The organism is Streptomyces sp. BE303, assembly GCF_036290945.1.
Lineage (GTDB): Bacteria > Actinomycetota > Actinomycetes > Streptomycetales > Streptomycetaceae > Kitasatospora.
Genome location: NZ_JAQYWZ010000891.1, coordinates 101,906 through 119,198, shown reverse-complemented (window position 1 = coordinate 119,198; position 17,293 = coordinate 101,906). Strand labels below are relative to the sequence as shown.

15 protein-coding genes are annotated in these 17,293 nt (G+C 74.6%); 8 read left to right on the top strand and 7 right to left on the bottom strand.

What is annotated here, in order from left to right; all coding sequences use genetic code 11:
* Positions 1 to 27: 27 nt before the first annotated feature.
* The 3 genes from PUR56_RS34170 to gcl all read right to left on the bottom strand — a co-directional run bounded on the left by PUR56_RS34170 (position 28) and on the right by gcl (position 3,109).
* Positions 28 to 516, bottom strand: a complete 489-nt coding sequence (locus tag PUR56_RS34170) for a glutathione peroxidase (protein WP_329951795.1) — start codon at positions 514 to 516, stop codon at positions 28 to 30.
* A gap of 78 nt (positions 517 to 594) precedes the next feature.
* On the bottom strand, positions 595 to 1,086 hold the full coding sequence (locus tag PUR56_RS34165; protein ID WP_329951794.1) for a pyridoxamine 5'-phosphate oxidase family protein: 492 nt from the start codon (positions 1,084 to 1,086) through the stop codon (positions 595 to 597).
* Positions 1,087 to 1,327: 241 nt separating this feature from the next.
* Positions 1,328 to 3,109: a glyoxylate carboligase gene (gcl, locus tag PUR56_RS34160; protein WP_329951793.1), complete on the bottom strand. Its 1,782-nt coding sequence runs from the start codon at positions 3,107 to 3,109 to the stop codon at positions 1,328 to 1,330.
* A 1,052-nt stretch (positions 3,110 to 4,161) separates the two neighbouring features.
* Here gcl and PUR56_RS34155 point away from each other — a divergent pair.
* From PUR56_RS34155 to PUR56_RS34145, 3 genes are all read left to right on the top strand, one after another.
* Positions 4,162 to 5,676, top strand: a complete 1,515-nt coding sequence (locus PUR56_RS34155) for a SulP family inorganic anion transporter (protein ID WP_329951808.1) — start codon at positions 4,162 to 4,164, stop codon at positions 5,674 to 5,676.
* A gap of 275 nt (positions 5,677 to 5,951) precedes the next feature.
* On the top strand, positions 5,952 to 6,542 hold the full coding sequence (locus PUR56_RS34150) for a TetR/AcrR family transcriptional regulator (RefSeq protein ID WP_329879277.1): 591 nt from the start codon (positions 5,952 to 5,954) through the stop codon (positions 6,540 to 6,542).
* 171 nt (positions 6,543 to 6,713) lie between these two features.
* Positions 6,714 to 7,484, top strand: coding sequence for an SDR family NAD(P)-dependent oxidoreductase (locus PUR56_RS34145; protein WP_329951792.1), 771 nt, complete (start codon positions 6,714 to 6,716; stop codon positions 7,482 to 7,484).
* Positions 7,485 to 7,659: 175 nt separating this feature from the next.
* Here the strand turns inward: PUR56_RS34145 and PUR56_RS34140 are convergent, their stop codons facing one another.
* Both PUR56_RS34140 and PUR56_RS34135 read right to left on the bottom strand, forming a co-directional pair.
* On the bottom strand, positions 7,660 to 7,929 hold the full coding sequence (locus PUR56_RS34140) for a helix-turn-helix domain-containing protein (RefSeq protein WP_329879275.1): 270 nt from the start codon (positions 7,927 to 7,929) through the stop codon (positions 7,660 to 7,662).
* Positions 7,930 to 8,052: 123 nt separating this feature from the next.
* Positions 8,053 to 8,319: a hypothetical protein gene (locus PUR56_RS34135; RefSeq protein WP_329879274.1), complete on the bottom strand. Its 267-nt coding sequence runs from the start codon at positions 8,317 to 8,319 to the stop codon at positions 8,053 to 8,055.
* A 199-nt stretch (positions 8,320 to 8,518) separates the two neighbouring features.
* Between PUR56_RS34135 and map the strand changes: the two genes are divergently transcribed.
* The 3 genes from map (at position 8,519) to PUR56_RS34120 (ending at position 11,319) form a co-directional block, all read left to right on the top strand.
* Entirely contained in the window at positions 8,519 to 9,286 is a 768-nt protein-coding gene (gene map / locus PUR56_RS34130; protein WP_329951791.1) for a type I methionyl aminopeptidase, read from the top strand.
* 181 nt (positions 9,287 to 9,467) lie between these two features.
* Positions 9,468 to 10,373 (top strand): universal stress protein, encoded by a 906-nt coding sequence (locus tag PUR56_RS34125; RefSeq protein ID WP_329951790.1) that lies wholly within the window; start codon positions 9,468 to 9,470, stop codon positions 10,371 to 10,373.
* A gap of 106 nt (positions 10,374 to 10,479) precedes the next feature.
* The gene (locus tag PUR56_RS34120; RefSeq protein WP_329951789.1) at positions 10,480 to 11,319 is read left to right on the top strand and encodes a universal stress protein; all 840 of its coding nucleotides are present in this window, start codon (positions 10,480 to 10,482) and stop codon (positions 11,317 to 11,319) included.
* A gap of 54 nt (positions 11,320 to 11,373) precedes the next feature.
* On the opposite strand, the gene PUR56_RS34115 is transcribed toward PUR56_RS34120, so the two are convergent.
* The gene (locus tag PUR56_RS34115) at positions 11,374 to 12,300 is read right to left on the bottom strand and encodes a hypothetical protein (RefSeq protein WP_329951788.1); all 927 of its coding nucleotides are present in this window, start codon (positions 12,298 to 12,300) and stop codon (positions 11,374 to 11,376) included.
* A complete protein-coding gene (locus tag PUR56_RS34110; protein WP_329951787.1) occupies positions 12,297 to 13,352 on the bottom strand; it encodes an SPFH domain-containing protein in 1,056 nt (351 codons plus the stop codon). The genes PUR56_RS34115 and PUR56_RS34110 overlap by 4 nt, the downstream gene beginning before the upstream one ends.
* Positions 13,353 to 13,472: 120 nt before the next feature.
* On the opposite strand from PUR56_RS34110, the gene PUR56_RS34105 reads away from it, so the two are divergent.
* Positions 13,473 to 14,555 (top strand): hypothetical protein, encoded by a 1,083-nt coding sequence (locus PUR56_RS34105; protein WP_329951786.1) that lies wholly within the window; start codon positions 13,473 to 13,475, stop codon positions 14,553 to 14,555.
* A 315-nt stretch (positions 14,556 to 14,870) separates the two neighbouring features.
* A complete protein-coding gene (locus tag PUR56_RS34100) occupies positions 14,871 to 17,231 on the top strand; it encodes a transglycosylase domain-containing protein (RefSeq protein ID WP_329951785.1) in 2,361 nt (786 codons plus the stop codon).
* The last annotated feature ends 62 nt before the right edge of the window (positions 17,232 to 17,293 follow it).

Here is a 17,293-nt window from a genome sequence, read left to right as displayed (position 1 = left end):
CCTCCCCGTACGGGTCGCGCGTGCGCGTCAGGCCGGGAGCACGGCCTCGATGGCGGCGACGACCTCGTCCGACTCCGGCTCCGTGCGCGGCCGGATCCGTGCGGCCACCGTGCCGTCGGGCGAGACGAGGAACTTCTCGAAGTTCCAGGAGACGTCCCCGGCCTGGCCCTCGGCGTCCTCGGTCCGGGTCAGCGCGGCGTACAGCGGGTGCCGGCCCTCGCCGTTGACGTCGGTCTTCTCGAACAGGGGGAAGGAGACGCCGTAGGTGGTGGAGCAGAAGGTCTGGATCTCCTCCGCGCTGCCCGGCTCCTGCCCGGCGAACTGGTTCGACGGGAAGCCCAGCACGGTGAACCCGCGCTCGGCGTAGCGCTCCTGGAGCCGCTCCAGGCCCGCGTACTGCGGGGTCAGGCCGCACTTGGAGGCGACGTTGACGATCAGCAGCGCCTTGCCCTTGTAGTCGGCCAGCGAGGCGGCCTCGCCGGACAGCGTGCGCAGCGGGATGTCGTACAGGCTCACGGTGTGGTCCCCTTCGGAGGGTCTGCGGATTTCGGTAACGGACCGGGCTCGTCAGGAACGGTAGCCGCTCCCGCTCGCTCAACCGTCGACGGGCCGCGGGTGTTCCGGGGCGGGCGGTCCGGCCAGCCGTTCGGCGACGGCGGAGAAGTCGGCGCTGAGCCACCGTTCGGGCCGCATCCGGATGGCTATGTCGGCCGTGAGCTGGTCGGCGGTGGCCGCCAGGTAGGCCGGCACGGTGGCGGGGGAGAGGTAGCGGCGGGCCATGGCGGCCCGCTCGTCCGGGTCGAGCCGGTCCTCGAACGCCACCACCGGCCCTTCGACGCTCACGTAGCGGCAGGGTGGTTCCTCCTGCTGGGCGCAGAGCGTGAAGCGGCCGGCCGTCCGGATCCGCCGGGCCTTGGCGGAGTCGCGGCCGGTGAGGACGGTGACCAGCCCGCCGGGCCGGTAGGAGTACCAGATCGGGACGGCCAGCGGGGCGCCGGCCGGACCGGCGCCGCCGACGGCGAGGACGCCGACGTGGACGGCGGCCAGGAAGCGCTCGCGTTCGGAGCTGGTCATGGTGAAGGACACGGCGTCGGCCTCCCGGGACGGAGAGCCCCGCGCGCCGCGGTCGCGCGCGGGCGGCCCCTGGTACGTACCCGCACGGCCCTCGTTCCGAACGCCTCGGGCCGTCGGTGCGGTGTGCGCCGCGCCCGGCCGACCGCGTCCGGCCGTCCGTACCCGGCCGTCCGTACCCGGCCTCCTTCCGCGCCGCGACCCCGGTCCCCGCCGCACCGGGTGAGCGACCGGGTGCGGCGGCGGCCGGGACGGATCAGGGTGCCAGCGGCCGGATCGCCGTGGGGGCGTGCTCCGGGAGCGTGGCGACCTCCTCCCACTCCACCACCTGGTCGATGTCGGCGGCGGCCATCGAGATGTTGGTGACCCGCTCCAGGATCGCCTCGACCACGACCGGGACCCGGAACTCGGCGGCCAGCTTCTTGGCCTCCTCGAAGGCCGGCAGCAGCCCCTCCGGTTCGGTGACCCGGATCGCCTTGCAGCCCAGACCCTCGGCGACCTTGACGTGGTCCACGCCGTAGACGCCCAGTTCCGGCGCGTTGATGTTCTCGAACTCCAGCTTGACCTGGAAGTCGATGTCGAAGTTCCGCTGCGCCTGACGGATCAGGCCCAGGTAGGCGTTGTTCACGAGGACGTGGACGTACGGGATCCGGTGCTGCGCGCCGACCGCCAGCTCCTCGATCATGAACTGGAAGTCGTAGTCGCCCGAGAGCGCGACGACCTGGCCCTCCGGGTCCGCGGTGGCGACACCCAGGGCGGCCGGCACGGTCCAGCCGAGCGGCCCGGCCTGGCCGCAGTTGATCCAGTGCCGCGGCCGGTAGACGTGCAGCAGCTGCGCGCCGGCGATCTGCGAGAGGCCGATCGTGGTGACGTACCGGGTCTCCGGCCCGAACGCCCGGTTCATCTCCTCGTACACGCGCTGCGGCTTGATCGGGACGTCGTCGAAGTGGGTGCGGCGCTGGAGCCGCGCCTTGCGCTCCTGGGTGGAGGCGGCCCAGGCGCTGCGGTCCTTGAGGACGCCGGCGGCCTTGAGCTCCCCGGCCACCTCGACGAACAGTTCGAGCGCCGCCCCGGCGTCCGAGGCGATCCCGAGGGCGGGGGCGAAGATCCTGCCGATCTGGGTCGGTTCGACGTCGACGTGGACGAAGGTGCGGCCGGCGGTGTAGACGTCCAGGCCGCCGGTGTGGCGGTTGGCCCAGCGGTTGCCGATGCCGAGCACGAAGTCCGAGGCCAGGAAGTTCTCGTTGCCGTAGCGGTGGGAGGTCTGCAGGCCGACCATGCCGGCGTTCAGCTCGTGGTCGTCCGGGACGATGCCCCAGCCCATCAGGGTCGGCACCACCGGGACGCCGGTGAGTTCGGCGAACTCCCGCAGCAGTTCGGCGGCGTCCGCGTTGATCACGCCGCCGCCGGCCACGATCAGCGGCCGTTCGGACTGCTGGAGCAGCGCGAGGGCCTTCTCGATCTGGATGCGGTTGGCGGTGGGCCGGTAGACCGGCAGCGGCTGGTACGCCTCGGGGTCGAACTCGATCTCGGTGAGCTGGACGTCGATCGGCAGGTCGATCAGGACCGGGCCCGGGCGGCCCGAGCGCATCAGGTGGAAGGCCTGCTGGAAGACGCCGGGGACCTGCGCCGCCTCCAGCATGGTGGTGGCGGCCTTGGTCACGGGCTTGGCGATCGAGGCGATGTCGACCGCCTGGAAGTCCTCCTTGTGCAGGCGGGCGACCGGGGCCTGGCCGGTGATGCACAGGATCGGGACGGAGTCGGCGATCGCCGAGTAGAGGCCGGTGATCATGTCGGTGCCGGCCGGCCCGGAGGTGCCGATGCAGACGCCGATGTTCCCGGCCCGGGTCCGGGTGTAGCCCTCCGCCATGTGGGAGGCGCCCTCGACGTGGCGGGCCAGCGTGTGCCGGATCCCGCCGGAGGCCTTGAGGGCGGCGTAGAAGGGGTTGATCGCCGCACCCGGCACGCCGAACGCGACCTCGACGCCTTCGAGCTTGAGGATCTCCACGGCCGCGCGGGCGGCTGTCATACGAGGCATCGGACTTCTCCTGCGTCGTCGGCCCGCAGGGAATCGGAGGGCTCATCTCCAGAATTCCACCATACGGAAGAAAGGTTTCTTTATGCGGAAACAAAGTATGGCGGGCCGCGTCGAGGCGTCAAGGGGAGGTTCAACAGAATGTGGAAGTGGGGTCGGCGCCTCCGGTCGCCGACCCGCCGGTCGCGCGGTGGGGCCCGCGGCGGCCGTCCGGTCCGTCGCCCGGTCGACCGCCCGGTCGTTCGTCGGGCCGAGTTCTCGGCCGGGCGCTCGACCGACGAACGTGCGTGCCCGTCCGAAGCCCGGATTCCGGCCCGAAAGCGAGCCTCGCGTGTGTCCCGCGTGAAGGGACGGTGGGGGAGGTTGGCCTGCCGCGGGCCGCTGGGTACCGTCGGTGGCACGCCGGACCCGTCATGGTTGCCATGTTCAACTCGGGTCGCGGCAAGGGGGGTTGAGGGCCGATCGGGGAGCGGGGGAGCTCCGGCGCTCGGGTCCCGTTCGCAGCAAGCCCAAGGATGCTCAAGGACGACGCGGGAAGCTCCGGCGGCTCGGGCCCGAGTGCGCCCGGCCGCCGCCCGTACTCCGCCGGGGCGACCCGCCCGCGCGACCGCACCGGCCCCGACCCGCCACCCGCCGCCGCCCGCGCACCCGGACCGCCGGGTCCGCGCACGCCCGGTCCGCTCCGCTTCACCCGGGACCGTCCGGGATCGCCCGGGACCACCCGGCGGGGGGCCCGTCCCGCCCACCGGGCCCGCCGGCCCCGCCCGCCGCCGTTCCGCCCTCCCAGCAGCTGAGTGCCCGCCGTGGCGGGCGCACGGAAGGAATCGCCCCATGCCCCGACGCCGTCCCCTGCCCGAAACCCCGGCCGCCGGGACCACCTGCTCCGCGACCGGGGCCGCGCGCCCCGTCGCCGGGGCCACCCGCCCCACCGCCCTCGACCTCCCCCCGTGTGCCGGGGCGGTGGTCCGGTGAACGGCCTGCCCCGCCGGCGCAAGAGTCCGCCCGCCGGCCCGCGCCACAACGCCCCGCCCGGGCGCGCCCGCCCCCGCCGCGCCCTGCGCCACGCCCCGGTCGAATCGCTGCGTGCCGTGCCCTGGCGCCACGACCTGCCCGCCTCCCTGGTGGTCTTCCTGGTCGCCCTCCCGCTCTGCGTGGGCGTCGCCGTCGCCTCCGGGGTGCCGGCCGAACTCGGCCTCGTCACCGGCATCGTCGGGGGCCTGGTGGTCGGCGCCCTGCCGGGCAGCAGCCTCCAGGTCAGCGGACCGGCCGCCGGCCTGACCGTCCTCGTCTACGAGGCCGTCCAGCAGTACGGCGCCGCCGCCCTCGGGATGCTGGTGCTGCTCACCGGACTGCTCCAACTCGCCATGGGGGCGCTGAGGTTGGGACGCTGGTTCCGTGCGATGTCGGCCTCGGTGGTGCACGGCATGCTGGCCGGCATCGGCCTCACCCTGCTCTTCGGGCAGCTCTACGCGCTCGCCGACCGCCGGGCCCCCGGCACCGGTACCGAGAAGATCGCCGGTGTCCCCGCCCTGCTGCGCGACGCCGTCACCGGTGTCGCGAACCCCGCGGCGGTGGCGCTCGGCACGGGCACCCTGCTGGTCCTCGTCGCCTGGAAGTACCTGCCGCCCCGGCTCGCCCGGGCGGTGCCGGCCCCGCTGGCCGCGGTCGGCCTGGCCGCCGCGGTCACGGCCGCGGCGGACCTGCCGGTGGCCCGGGTGCGGGTGGCCGCCCTGGTCGACGTGGTCCAGCTCCCCGACCGCGCCGCGCTCGGCGCCCTGGCCGGCACGGCGGGCGTCGGCACCATTCTCGCCTTCACCCTGATCGCCTCCGCCGAGACCCTCTTCAGCGCCGCGGCCGTCGACCGGATGCACCACGGCCCGCGCACCCACTACGACCGCGAACTCACCGCGCAGGGCGTCGGCAACACCCTCTGCGGGCTGCTCGGGGCACTGCCGATGACCGCGGTGATCGTCCGCAGCGCCGCCAACGTCCAGGCCGGCGCCCGGACGAAGGCCTCCCGGGTGCTGCACGGCTGCTGGCTGCTGCTCTTCACCGCCCTGCTGCCGGGTGCGCTCGGGCTGGTCCCGCTGACCGCGCTGGCCGCCGTCCTGGTGCACGCGGGCGCCAAGCTGGTCCCGGTGCGGCGGACGGTCGCGCTCTGCCGGGACCACCGGGGCGAGGCGGCGGTGCTCGCGGTGACGGCCGTCTCGGTCATCACCACCGACCTGTTCGAAGGAGTGCTGATCGGCGTCGGCCTGGCCGTCGTGAAGTCGGCCTGGCAGACCTCGCACCTGCAGATCGGGGTCGAGGAGCTGCCGCCCGCCGCGGACGGCCCCGGCGAACCCAGCCTGCGGGTCCGGCTGAGCGGTAACGCGACCTTCCTGCGCCTCCCTCGGCTGCTCGACGCGCTGGAGCGGCTCCCGGCGGACCGTCCGGTCGAACTGGACTGGTCGGGGCTGCGCCACCTCGACCACGCCTGCACGGTCGCCCTGACCACCTGGGCCGTACAGCACCGGGCCCGCAGCTCCGCCCCGCTGGCGGTCGAACCGCCGCTGCCGACGGTGGTCTGACGGGGTGCGGCGGCCGGCCCGCCGCCCTCCGGCCCCGCGCGGTCGCCCTCCGGCCCCGCGCGGTCGACCTCCGGTCGCCCGGTCCGCCGATGCCCCGAGGATCGGCGGACCGGGCGACCCGCGGACCGGGGCCCGCCTGTCGTCCGCCTTTCACGGAGCTCCGTGCGGGGACACTGGCAGGCGCCGCCCCGGTGCGTCCCGGCTCCTCGTCCGCCCGGTTCGACCTCCTTCAATCTTTCTTGACCGATCGATCTGGAAAAGGCTACGGTTCGGGCATGGCGCGAACCAAGGAATTCGATCCCGACGTGGCGCTCCAGTCCGCTCTGGAGCTCTTCTGGCGGCGTGGCTACGAGGCCACCTCGATGGCCGACCTGGTCGACCACCTCGGGATCGCCCGCGCCAGCATCTACGCCACGTTCGGCAGCAAGCGCGAGCTCTACCTGCGCGCGCTGGAGCGGTACGGGGAGCAGCAGAACCCGTTGCTGCTCTCCGAGCTGTCCCAGCCCGGGCCGGTGCTGCCGGCCGTCCGCGCGCTGGTCCGCCGCTTCGCGGGGGAGTCCGCCGCGGACGGTGAGGGCGGTCCGCGGCGCGGCTGCTTCGTCACCAACACGGCGGTCGAGCTGGCCCCGCACGACCAGGGCGCGGCCCGTCGGGTGGAGGCCAGCCTCGGTCACCTGGAGACGCTGCTGACCGCGGCCCTGGTGCGGGCCCGGGTCCAGGGGGAGTTGCCCGAGGGGCGCGACCCGCGGGCGCTGGCCCGGCTGCTGCTGGTGCTGTTCCAGGGCATGCGGGTGATCGGCAAGGCCGGTGACGGCTCGGCGCGCCTGCGGGACGCCTCCGAGCAGGCGCTGGCGCTGCTGGACTGACCCGGGCCGGCCCGCGCCGCGCCCGTTCCCGCCCGGACCCCGTTGCTCCGGTCCGCCTTTCCGTCCGTCGCTCCGCACCACTGCCCGCACCACTGCCTGAACTGCTTCCTGAACTGCTGTCCCGATATTGAACCGAACGGTCAATTTAGACCTCGATCGAGGAGTCCCCGCATGACCCGCACCACCACGCGCTTCACCGGTACCTCCGTCCTCGTCACCGGCGGTGGCAGCGGCATCGGCCGCGCCGTCGCCCTCGCCTTCGCCCGTGAAGGGGCCCGGGTGGCCGTCGCCGGCCGGACCGCGAGCGCGCTCGCCGAGACGGTCGCCCTGATCGAGGGCGAGGGCGGCACCGCGGTGGCCCTGGTCGGCTCCGTGGCCGACGGCCAGGACGCCGCCCGACTGGTCCGGGAGGCCGTCGAACAGCTCGGCGGGCTGGACATCGCGGTCAACAACGCCGGCATACTCGGCGGCCTCGGCCCGGTCGCCGACGTCGCCGAGGACGACTGGCAGCGGCTGATCGACACCAACCTCACCGGCACCTGGCTCGCGATGAAGCACCAGATCGCCCACCTGCGGGCCAACGGCGGCGGAGCCATCGTCAACATCGCCTCCAACCTGGGCGTCCACATGCGTCTGGAGGGCCTGGGCGCCTACGCCGTCTCGAAGGCCGCCGTCGCCGCGCTCACCCGCAGCGCCGCCCGCGACCACATCGCCGAAGGCGTGCGGATCAACCTGGTCAGCCCCGGCCCGGTCGACACCGGCATGTCCTCCCGCCCGGGCGAGACCGCCGCCGACAAGGCGGACCGGATGAAGGGCGACGTTCCCGTGGGTCGCGCCGGTGCCGTCGAGGAGGTCGCCGCGGCCGTCCTGCACCTGGCCTCGCCCGAGTCGGCCTACACCGTCGGCGCCGACCTCGTCCTCGACGGCGGCATCACCGCCTGAGGCGCGCCGGAGCCACCGCAGCCCCGAACGGCCGGCCCCCCACCCGGCCGTTCGGCCCGTGCGCGACCCGCACGACCTGCACGACCTGCATGGCCCGTCCGACCTGCACGACCTGCGCGACCCGCATGGCCCGTCAGACCTGCGCGACCCGTCCGTCTTGCTCGCCGCGCGGCGGCTACGCCGAGAGCGCCTCGTCGTCGGCCGGGGCGCCGCACGCGGCGGCGAGGTCGTCGAGCGAGAGGCCGAGGGCGTAGGCCAGGGCGGTGACGGTGAAGAAGGCGGGTGTCGGCGCGCGTCCCGTCTCGATCTTGCGGAGCGTCTCGGCCGAGATGCCGGCCGCCGCCGCCACCTCCACCATGCTGCGCGCGCCACGCGCCTCGCGAAGCAGCGCACCGAAGCGCTCGCCGCGCTCGCGCTCCCAAGGGGTCAGCGGAGTCCTCACCATGCCCCGATGGTAGGCCAGCGCCGTGGCGGGAGGCAGCGCCCCCGGTCATCGGCTCCCGTCAGGTTCGTCGCCGACGGCGGAGAGCCACCCGCCCCGCCGCCGCCCCGCGGTCGGCGTGCCCGGTCACCGTGTCCTCAGGGCCCGCTCGCACTCGGCGCAGCGCCGGTCGGTCAGCCCCGGCGGGTACCAGGGCTCGCCCGGCCGGGCGGGCCGGTAGTGCGAGTGCTCCATCGGGCCGGTGTCCAGGCCGCAGAGGGTGCGGGGCTGCGGATCCTCGGGGACGTCCGGGTCGGCGCCCGCGGCGTGCACCGCCAGCACCGCGGGCTCGACTCCGTCCGGGCCGAGTGCCCGGTCGGGCTCCGTCTCGAAGAGGACAACGATCGATCCCATGAACCCAGGCTCGGTGACTCCGGCCGGACCCACATCCCGGGGTGCGCCTTCCGTGGCCCGGACGCCCCGTGGCCCGGCCGGGTGCGGCCCCGTGCCCGGCCGCAGGTCCCGCACGCCCTCCGACCGTGATAGAAATACCGGTATAAGAATTGGAGGCCGACCCCGCGGAGGCGTTGGCTCCTCAGGAGTGAGGTATCGCATGGTGGAGTTCAAGTCGGAGGCGTCGCTGGCGTCGATGCGGGAGGCCGGTCGGGTGGTCGCCACGGCGCTGGCGGAGGTGGAGCGGGCCGCCGCGGTCGGGGTGAGCCTGCTGGAGCTGGACCGGGTGGCGCGCGAGGTGCTGCGGGCCGCGGGCGCGAGTTCGCCCTTCCTCGGGTACCGGCCGAGCTTCGCGCCGGTACCGTTCCCGGCGGTGATCTGCGCCTCCGTCAACGACGTGGTGGTGCACGGGATCCCGGACGGCTACCGGCTGCGCGACGGTGACCTCGTCAGCATCGACTGCGGGGCCGTGCTGGACGGCTGGGCCGGTGACGCGGCCGTCAGCTTCACCATCGGCACGGCGCGTCCCGAGGACTCCGAGCTGATCGCCGCCACCCGCCGGGCGCTGGAGGCCGGGATCGCGGCGGCCGTGGTCGGCAACCGGATCGGCGACGTCGCGCACGCGATCGGCAGCGTGGCGCGCGAGGCGGGCTACGGTCTGCCCGAGGGGTTCGGTGGCCACGGCATCGGCCGGCGGATGCACGAGGAACCGGACGTCCCGAACGAGGGCCGTCCGGGCCGGGGTTTCCCGTTGAAGCCGGGGCTGGTGCTGGCGATCGAGCCGATGCTCACCGCAGGCGGCAAGGACGAGCACGCCACCGACGCGGACGGGTGGACGATCCGCACGGTCGACGGCAGCCGGGCCGCGCACGTCGAGCACACCGTGGCGGTCACCGAGGCCGGTCCCCGGATCCTCACGCTGCCGTAGCGGCCCGGCGCAGGCCGCGCCGCCGCGGGGCCTCGGGGCCGCCGCAGGTCCCAGGGGCCGGACGGTCCTCCGGGCGGGGGACCTTGGGCCCTGGGTGCACGGGGCCGCGGCGGGAAGGGTGGTGGGTGCGGCCGGGGAGGTACCCCGCCCGGCCGCTCCGAACGAATGCCGGAGGTCCCCCATGTCCGCTCCCGTCGTGGTCGGTGTCGATGGTTCGCCGGAAAGCCTGGCGGCCCTGGACTGGGCGGCCGACGAGGCGTCCCGCCGCGGCGCGCCGTTGCGGCTGGTGCACGCCTGGCCGAGCCCGGTCACGCCGCTGGCGGTCCTGGGCACGGCCGACCTGGAGCGGCGGCAGGCGGACGTGGTGCTGCGCGAGGCCGAGCTGAGGGCGCGGGACCGGTGCCCGGAAGCGGCGGTCACCGCCGTGCACGTGCCGGGCGACTCGGTGCGCGCCCTGGTCGGGGAGGCAGGTGAGGCCGGGCTGCTGGTGCTCGGTTCGCGCGGGCTGGGCACGGTGGCGGGGTTCCTGGTGGGCTCGGTGAGCCACCGGGTGCTCGGCCGGGCGGCCTGCCCGGTGGTGCTGGTCCGCCGCGGCGAGGACCCGGACGCGCCCGCCGGGGCGGAGGTCGTCGCCGGTGTCGACCCGTACGACGGCGCCGACGAGGTGCTCGCCCACGCCTTCGAGTCGGCCGCGCGGCTGCGGCTGCCGGTGCGCGCCGTGTACGCGTGGACGCTTCCGCCGTCCTACCAGTACGCGGGCATCGCGGCCGGTGTCGACGTGACCGGCGAGATGTCGGCGCAGGCGCGGCGCGAACTGGCCGCCCTGATCCTGCCGTGGCGCGAGAAGTACCCGCAGGTGACAGTGGTGGAGGAGACCGTGAACGCGCGGCCGGCCCGGGTGCTGGCCGAGCGCGCGGCGGACGCGGAGCTGCTGGTGGTGGGGCGCAGGGTGCGCCGATCGCCGGTGGGCGTCCACGTGGGCGCGGTGGCCCACGCCGTCCTGCACCACGCCCCGTGCCCGGTCGCCGTGGTGCCCTACGAGCGGGTGCGCGAGCAGGAGCGGGGCGCGGACGCCGACACCCCGTAGACGTCCCGGCTGCGCCCGGCGGCGTCCGGTGGACGGCGGCGGGCGCGGGTGGGCGACGGCGGACGGCAGGCGGCAACAGGTGGACCCGACAGCGCGGAGGCAACGGATGAGCGACCCGGTACTGGTGGGTGTGGACGGCTCGGAGGCGAGCCTGGCCGCCGTGGACGTGGGGGTCCGCGAGGCCCGGCTGCGCGGCTGCGGACTGAAGATCGTGCACGCGTTCATCTGGCCGCTGATGCACGTGTCGCTCGGCCCCTCCCCGAACGGCCCGGCCGAGGGCGGGCTGCGCCACCAGGCGGAGGGCGTCCTCGCGGACGCGCGACGCCGGGCCCGGGCCCTGGATCCCGCCCTGGAGGTCGAGGCCGAACTCGCCACCGGGGAGCCGCTGGGGGTGCTGGCCGGCCGGTCACGCCGCGCGAGCCTGGTCGTGGTCGGCAGCCGCGGGCTCGGCCGGTTCAGCGCCCTGGTGATCGGCTCGGTGGCGGTGCACCTGGCGGCGCACGCGGCCTGCCCGGTACTGATCGTCCGCGGCCGGCCGGATCCGGAGGGCGACGTGCTGGTCGCGGTGGACGGCTCGGGCGTGGGCGCGGAGGCGGTGGGCTTCGCCTTCGCGGAGGCCACCGCACGGAGGGCCCCGCTGACCGCTCTGCACGCCTGGCACCCCCACACGGGTCCGGCCGACCGGGCGGAGCCGGTCCCGGCCGACGCGGTGGTCGGCTGGCGCGAGAAGTACCCGGACGTCGACGTCCGGATCCGTCTGGTGGAGCAGCACACCCGCCCGGCCCTGATCGAGGCGAGCCGCGACGCCCAGCTGATGGTGGTCGGCGCCCGCGGCCGGGGCGGCTTCGCCGGTCTGCTGCTCGGTTCCACCAGCCAGGCGGTCATCCAGCACGCCCACTGCCCGGTCGCGGTCGTCCGCCACACCGAGGCCGCAGGCCCGGCCTGAGCCGTGTCCCGGGTCGCGGGGCCGCGACCCGGGGCGTACGGCCCCGCCCGGGCCTCAGACCAGCAGCCGCAGCCGGGCGGCGGCGACGCCGACCCGCACGGTCTGGCCCCAGGCGAGTTCCAGGGCGTCGCTCTCGATGCCGTCGCCGAACGCGACCAGCCGGTCCGACTCGACGGTCAGGACCAGCCGGTGGCCTGCGTCGAGCAGCCCGTGCACCCGGCCGGTGCCGGTGGCGGGGGAGGGCCAGGCCTCGCGCACGAACCAGGCGAGTGCGGCGGCGTCCGGCCCGGGCAGGGCGAGCGGGGCCCCGCGCTCCAGCCAGGCGGAGCGGCACCAGCCGGTGCCGCCCGTGCCGGTGCCGACCAGGACGCCCGAGGACGCCTGGGCCTCGCCGGCGTCGGGGCCGTCCGGAGCGTCCCCCGGGAGGCCCTCGACAGCCAGGCGGTAGCGGGCCGTCTGGTGGCCGGGCTGCCCGACGTAGACCTCGTTGAGCGCGAGCAGCCGCTGGGTGTCGTCGGCCACCGCCTCGACCATCGTGCGCTCCTCGACGCGCCGCGAGACCCCGGGGCCGGCGGCGGCCGGCAGGAGCAGCGGCAGCGCGTCCGCGCGGTGCCGGACCAGGACGCCGGGGTTGCGGCCGGGGTCGGCGTCCACCCCGATCACGGGTTGCCCGGCGAGGTACTTGGCGACGTTCGCGACGAGGCCGTCCTGGCCGACCACGACCACCACGTCCTCCGGCTCGAAGAGGAACCGGGGCAGATCGGCCCGTTCGACCCGGGTGCGGCGCCAGTCGAGCGGGACGGCGCCGGCGGCCCGGGCCAGGGCCTCGGCCTGCCGCCGGTGGCGCCGCTCGACGTCCTCGATCGAACGGCCCCGGCTGTGCAGGAAGTACGAGGCCTGGCCGGGCGTCCCGTGGTGGGCGACCAGTTCCTCGTACTCGGTGCGGCGGTGGACCAGGACCGCCCGGGGCGCGAGCGTCACCGCGCGCCCCCGCCGCCCGCCGTACCGCCGCCCGCCGGACCCTCACCCGCCGGACCGCCCATGGCGCCGAGCTTGGCGAGCAGGCCGGTGACCAGGTCCGGGGTGAGCGTGAGGTTGTCGATGCGCGGCAGGTGCTCGGCCAGCCGCATGAGGGCGAGAGCCCGCAGCACGGCCGGGTCGGCCTGCTGGTGGGCGGCCAGCCAGGCCGCCTCGCTGGAGGCCCGGGCGTCGCCGAGCGCCCGGGCGGCCTCGGCCTCGGCGACCGCGAGCCTGCTGCGGCGCTCGGCCTCGGCGTCGGTGCGGATCCGGTCGGCGGCGGCGTCGTCCTCGGCCTTGAGCCGGGTGTTGGCGGCCTGCTGGGTGATCAGCTGTTCCTCCCGCCGGGCGAGTTCGATCCGGTTGGCGAGTTCGTTCTCGGCGATGCCGCGCTCGTGCTCGACCGCGACGGCCCGTCGTTCGAACGTGGCCCGGTCGGCCTCCTGCTGGACCAGTTCGCGGGCGGGGGTGCGCAGCGCGCGTTCCACCTCGGGTTCGGGGCGCAGGGCGACGACGCGGACGGCGATGACGGCGAGCCCGGTCTCGGCGAGCCGCGGTTCGGCGGTGAGACCGGTGGACATCCGGTCGCGGACGGTCGCGACGCCGTCGGCCAGCGCCGCGGCGAGCGGGGTGCGGGCGAGCAGGCCGAGGGCGTGCTGCTGCGCGGTCTCGGTGAGCAGGGTGGCGAGCTGGTCGAGCGGGGCGGCCCGCCAGGCGCCGGTGTCGGGGTCGATGCCGAAGTCGACGCGGGTGGCGGCGGTGGCCGGGTCGGTGATCCGGTAGGTGAGGGTGGCCTGGACGGTGAGGTCCTGGAAGTCGGCGGTGCGGGCGTGGAAGAGCATGGCGAGTTCGCGGTCGTCGACCGGGACTTCGGAGAGGGCGGCGGTGAGCGGGCGGAACCAGAAGGCGAGCCCGGTGCCGTCGTGCGTGAGGCGGCCGCGCCGGAAGTGGCGGATGTGGGCGGTCGGGACGGCGCGCAGGTGGCGCAGTCCGAAGCGCCTGGTGATGTCGGCCATGAGTGCGTTCCCCTTGTCGTCACGCCGACGATATGGGGCGCCACTGGATCTCGTCAAGGTGACGAGAAGGGAAGTCCGGCCCGGTCGCGGGAGCCGTGGGAGGATCGGCTGGTGCTGAGGATGCGAACGAAGAGGCCGGCGACGACGCACCCCGCCGGCCCCGGGGCGGCCGTGCGGCTCTCCACCGCGCTGCTCGCCGTCTGCACCGGCGCCTGCGCCGTCCTCGCGGTCGGCGCACCGCCCGCCCGCGCCGCCGACGGCCCCGGCGAGGCGTTCACCCTCACCGACCCGCGAATCACCGAGTCCAGCGGGCTCGCCGCCAGCCAGGTCCACCCCGGCGTCTACTGGACCCACAACGACAGCGACGACGGCCCGTACGTCTACGCGGTCGACTCCGGGGGCCGCACCGTCGCGACCGTCACCCTGCGCGGCGTCGAACCGCGCGACGTCGAGGCGGTCTCGCTCGGTCCGGACGGTCGGCTCTACCTCGGCGACATCGGGGACAACCTCGGCGGCAAGTGGCCCGAGGTCTGGATCTACGCCTTCGCCGAACCCGCCGAACTCCGCGACCAGACGGTGGAGGTGACGCGCTACAAGGTCCGCTACGAGGACGGGCCGCGCGACGCCGAGGCGCTGATGGTCCACCCCGTCACCGGCCGCGCCTACATCGCCAGCAAGCGGCAGGGCGGCGGCGGCCTCTACCAGGGGCCCGAGAAGCTCTCCCCGACCGGTGTCAACACCTTCCGCCGGATCGGCGAGGTCTCGTGGATCACCGACGGCGCCTTCTCCCCGGACGGCACCAGGCTCGTCCTGCGCGGCTACTTCTCGGCCGCCCTCTACCGCTGGAAGGACGGCGCGCCGGCCCCCCTCGGCGCGCTCACGACCCCGTTCCAGCAGCAAGGCGAGTCGGTCACCTTCAGCGCGGACGGCCGGGCCCTGCTCTACGGCAGCGAGGGCAAGGGCAGCCCGGTCTGGCGCGCGCCGCTGGACGACGGTCAGCTTCCGGACACCGTGAAGCCGCTGCCCCGTCCGACCGCCACCCCGACGCCGGGTGCCGCCGCCCCGCCCGGTGGTGCGTCGCCGGACGCGTCGGCCCCCGGGGGCTCCTCGGACGGTCCTTTCGACCAGGCCCTCGGCGTGCTCTTCCTGGCGGCCGTGGTGGGGGCGGTCCTGGGCCTTCGGCGGAAGAAGAAGAGCGACTGACGGCGCCCGCCGGGCGCCCGTCCGGTCCACTCGCGCGGGCCGCGCCGGGCCGGCCCGGGTACCCGGGCCTGCCTGCTCCGCAGGGCCGCCGCCCGTCCGCCCCTTCGGTCTGTCCGTGCGCCGTCGGCCGGCCGACCGGCTGCCGCCGCCTTGATCCAACCGTCGGCACGTGTGCGAACGGGCGCCCCGTCCGGCGGATCGTTCGTCGACCCGCTCACCTGCCGTCGCCAACCAGGCCGATCTGTCGCCGATTTGTGACCAAGGTTGGCCAACACCGGCCCCTCGCGCGGTTTTCGTGGACGTAGTGTTCCGACTATGTCACGGAGAAGCCGCCGCAACGCCTCCCCGGAGCCCTTCGACACCTGGGTGCCACGTCCCCGGCGCCGCGAGACCCCGTTGGGCCTGCTCGGCCACGGGGTGAAGTTCCTCGGTTACAGCACCCTGGCCGGCGTCCTGCTGGCGGGCATCGCCCTGCCGGCGGCCGGCGCCCTCGGCCTCGGGGTGAAGAACAGCGTCGACGGATTCGACAACATCCCGGACGACTTCAGGACCCCGCCGCTCACCCAGGCGAGCTGGATATACGACTCGACGGGCGGCCTGATAGCCAAGGTCTTCGAGCGGGACCGCACGGTGCTCGCCGCCGACCAGATGTCCCCGCTGATACGCCAGGCCCAGGTGGACATCGAGGACGCCCGCTTCTACGAGCACGGCGCGGTCGACCTCAAGGGTGTCCTGCGGGCCATCTCCAAGAACGCCGAGAGCGGCGCCACCGTCCAGGGTGCCTCGACGCTGACCCAGCAGTACGTGAAGAACGTGAACGTCGAGAAGGCCGGTGACGACCAGGCGGCCGTGCTGGCGGCCCAGCGCAAGACCCTGGGCCGCAAGATCCAGGAACTCAAGTACGCCATCAAGCTGGAGGAGGAGCTGACGAAGGAGCAGATCCTCACCAACTACCTGAACATCACCTTCTACGGCCGCCAGGCGTACGGTATCCAGGCCGCCTCCCAGCGGTACTTCAGCAAGGACGCGAAGGACCTCACCGTCCCCGAGGCGGCGACCCTGGCGGGGCTGGTGCAGAACCCCTCCCAGTACGACCCGAAGCTCCACCCGGTGGCCGCGCAGAAGCGCCGCGACACCGTCATCGACAAGATGGTGGAGAACAAGCACCTCACCCCGGAGCAGGCCCGCGAGGCCAAGGCCGCGCCGCTCGGCCTGCGCTACAAGGAGCCGCAGAACGGCTGCATCACGGCGCAGTCGGGGATGGGCTTCTTCTGCGAGTACGTCCGTCGGGTGGTCAAGCAGGACCCGGTCTTCGGCAAGACCGCCGCCGAACGCAAGAAGCTGTGGGACCAGGGCGGCCTGGCCGTCCACACCACCCTCGACCCGGTCAAGCAGGCGGCCGCGCAGAACGCGGTGACCAAGCGGGTCAACGTGACCGACCCGGTCTCCGCGGCGATGACCATGGTGGAGCCGGGCAGCGGCCGGATCCTGGCAATGGCCCAGACCCGCCCGTACGGGCTCGACCCGAACAAGAACCAGACCGTCGTCAACTACAACGTCGACGCGGCGATGGGCGGTGGCAACGGCTTCCAGCCGGGCTCCAACTTCAAGCCGATCGTGGCCGCCGCCGCCCTGGAGGCCGGCCTGCCGGCCACGCAGTCCTACCCGTCGCCGAACCGGATGGAATGGCCGACGATGAGCACCTGCGACGGCACCTGGAAGAACCTGGCGAAGAACGACAAGAAGAACGGCACCATCCCCAACGAGTCCGCGGGCGAGGTCGGCCCGTACCAGCTCAAGGAGGCGATGGCGCTCTCGGTCAACACCTACTTCGTGCAGATGGAGCAGGAGATCGGCCTCTGCGCGGTCAAGCAGATGGCCAACAAGCTCGGCGTGGCGGGCAAGGCGAGCGGCAAGCCGCTGGAGGAGCTGCCGGCCCTCGGCCTGGGCACCCAGGAGGTGAGCCCGCTGGCGATGGCCAACGTCTACGCCACCTTCGCCGCCCGCGGCACCTACTGCGCGCCGCTCGCGATCAGCAGGATCAGCACGGTGGACGGCAAGGAGATCCCGGTCAGCCCGCCCAAGTGCGACCGGGTGCTCTCCGAGAACACCGCCGACGTCATCAACACCGTGCTGCTCGGCGTCACCGAGAAGGGCGGCACCGGGCGCGACCTCGGCCTCGACGACGACCGGCAGATCGCCGGCAAGACCGGTACCAGCGACGAGAAGAAGTCGGCCTGGTTCAGCGGCTACACCGGCAACCTGGCCGCCTCGGTCTGGCTGGGCGGCCCGGCCAAGGGCGTGCCGATGAAGAACATCAGGATCGGCGGCCGGTACTACGAGGAGGTCTTCGGCGCCACCGGCCCGGGACCGATCTGGCAGATGGGCATGAGCGACGCCGTCAAGGGCATGCCCGAGAAGGAGTTCGCGACCGTCCACATCCCGGACCCGCCGCCGAAGCGCGACCCGTCCGGGAGCCCCACCGGTTCCGGTGGCTCCCCGTGGCCGGGCGGTTCCGCGACGGACACCGCGCCGACCTGGCCCGGCGGGCGCAACACCGCCCCCGGACGGCCGCGCACCTCGCAGCCGGCCAAGCCCGTCCAGCCCGTCCAGCCGCAGACCAAGCCGGACGAGCAGGCGCAGACACAGTCCGACGACGGGTCCGCCGACGGCTGACCCCGGCCGGGTCCGGCGACGCGCCGACGACCGTGCCCCGGACCGTCCGAGACGGTCCGGGG

Excerpts from the sequence above, each read along its gene's own strand:
- PUR56_RS34105 (WP_329951786.1), top strand. The coding sequence starts at position 13,473 with ATGCGAACGAAGAGGCCGGCGACGACGCACCCCGCCGGCCCCGGGGCG.
- PUR56_RS34140 (WP_329879275.1), bottom strand. The coding sequence starts at position 7,929 with ATGGTGAGGACTCCGCTGACCCCTTGGGAGCGCGAGCGCGGCGAGCGC.
- PUR56_RS34120 (WP_329951789.1), top strand. The coding sequence starts at position 10,480 with ATGAGCGACCCGGTACTGGTGGGTGTGGACGGCTCGGAGGCGAGCCTG.
- map (WP_329951791.1), top strand. The coding sequence starts at position 8,519 with ATGGTGGAGTTCAAGTCGGAGGCGTCGCTGGCGTCGATGCGGGAGGCC.
- PUR56_RS34150 (WP_329879277.1), top strand. The coding sequence starts at position 5,952 with ATGGCGCGAACCAAGGAATTCGATCCCGACGTGGCGCTCCAGTCCGCT.
- PUR56_RS34110 (WP_329951787.1), bottom strand. The coding sequence starts at position 13,352 with ATGGCCGACATCACCAGGCGCTTCGGACTGCGCCACCTGCGCGCCGTC.
- PUR56_RS34100 (WP_329951785.1), top strand. The coding sequence starts at position 14,871 with ATGTCACGGAGAAGCCGCCGCAACGCCTCCCCGGAGCCCTTCGACACC.
- gcl (WP_329951793.1), bottom strand. The coding sequence starts at position 3,109 with ATGCCTCGTATGACAGCCGCCCGCGCGGCCGTGGAGATCCTCAAGCTC.
- PUR56_RS34145 (WP_329951792.1), top strand. The coding sequence starts at position 6,714 with ATGACCCGCACCACCACGCGCTTCACCGGTACCTCCGTCCTCGTCACC.
- PUR56_RS34125 (WP_329951790.1), top strand. The coding sequence starts at position 9,468 with ATGTCCGCTCCCGTCGTGGTCGGTGTCGATGGTTCGCCGGAAAGCCTG.
- PUR56_RS34135 (WP_329879274.1), bottom strand. The coding sequence starts at position 8,319 with ATGGGATCGATCGTTGTCCTCTTCGAGACGGAGCCCGACCGGGCACTC.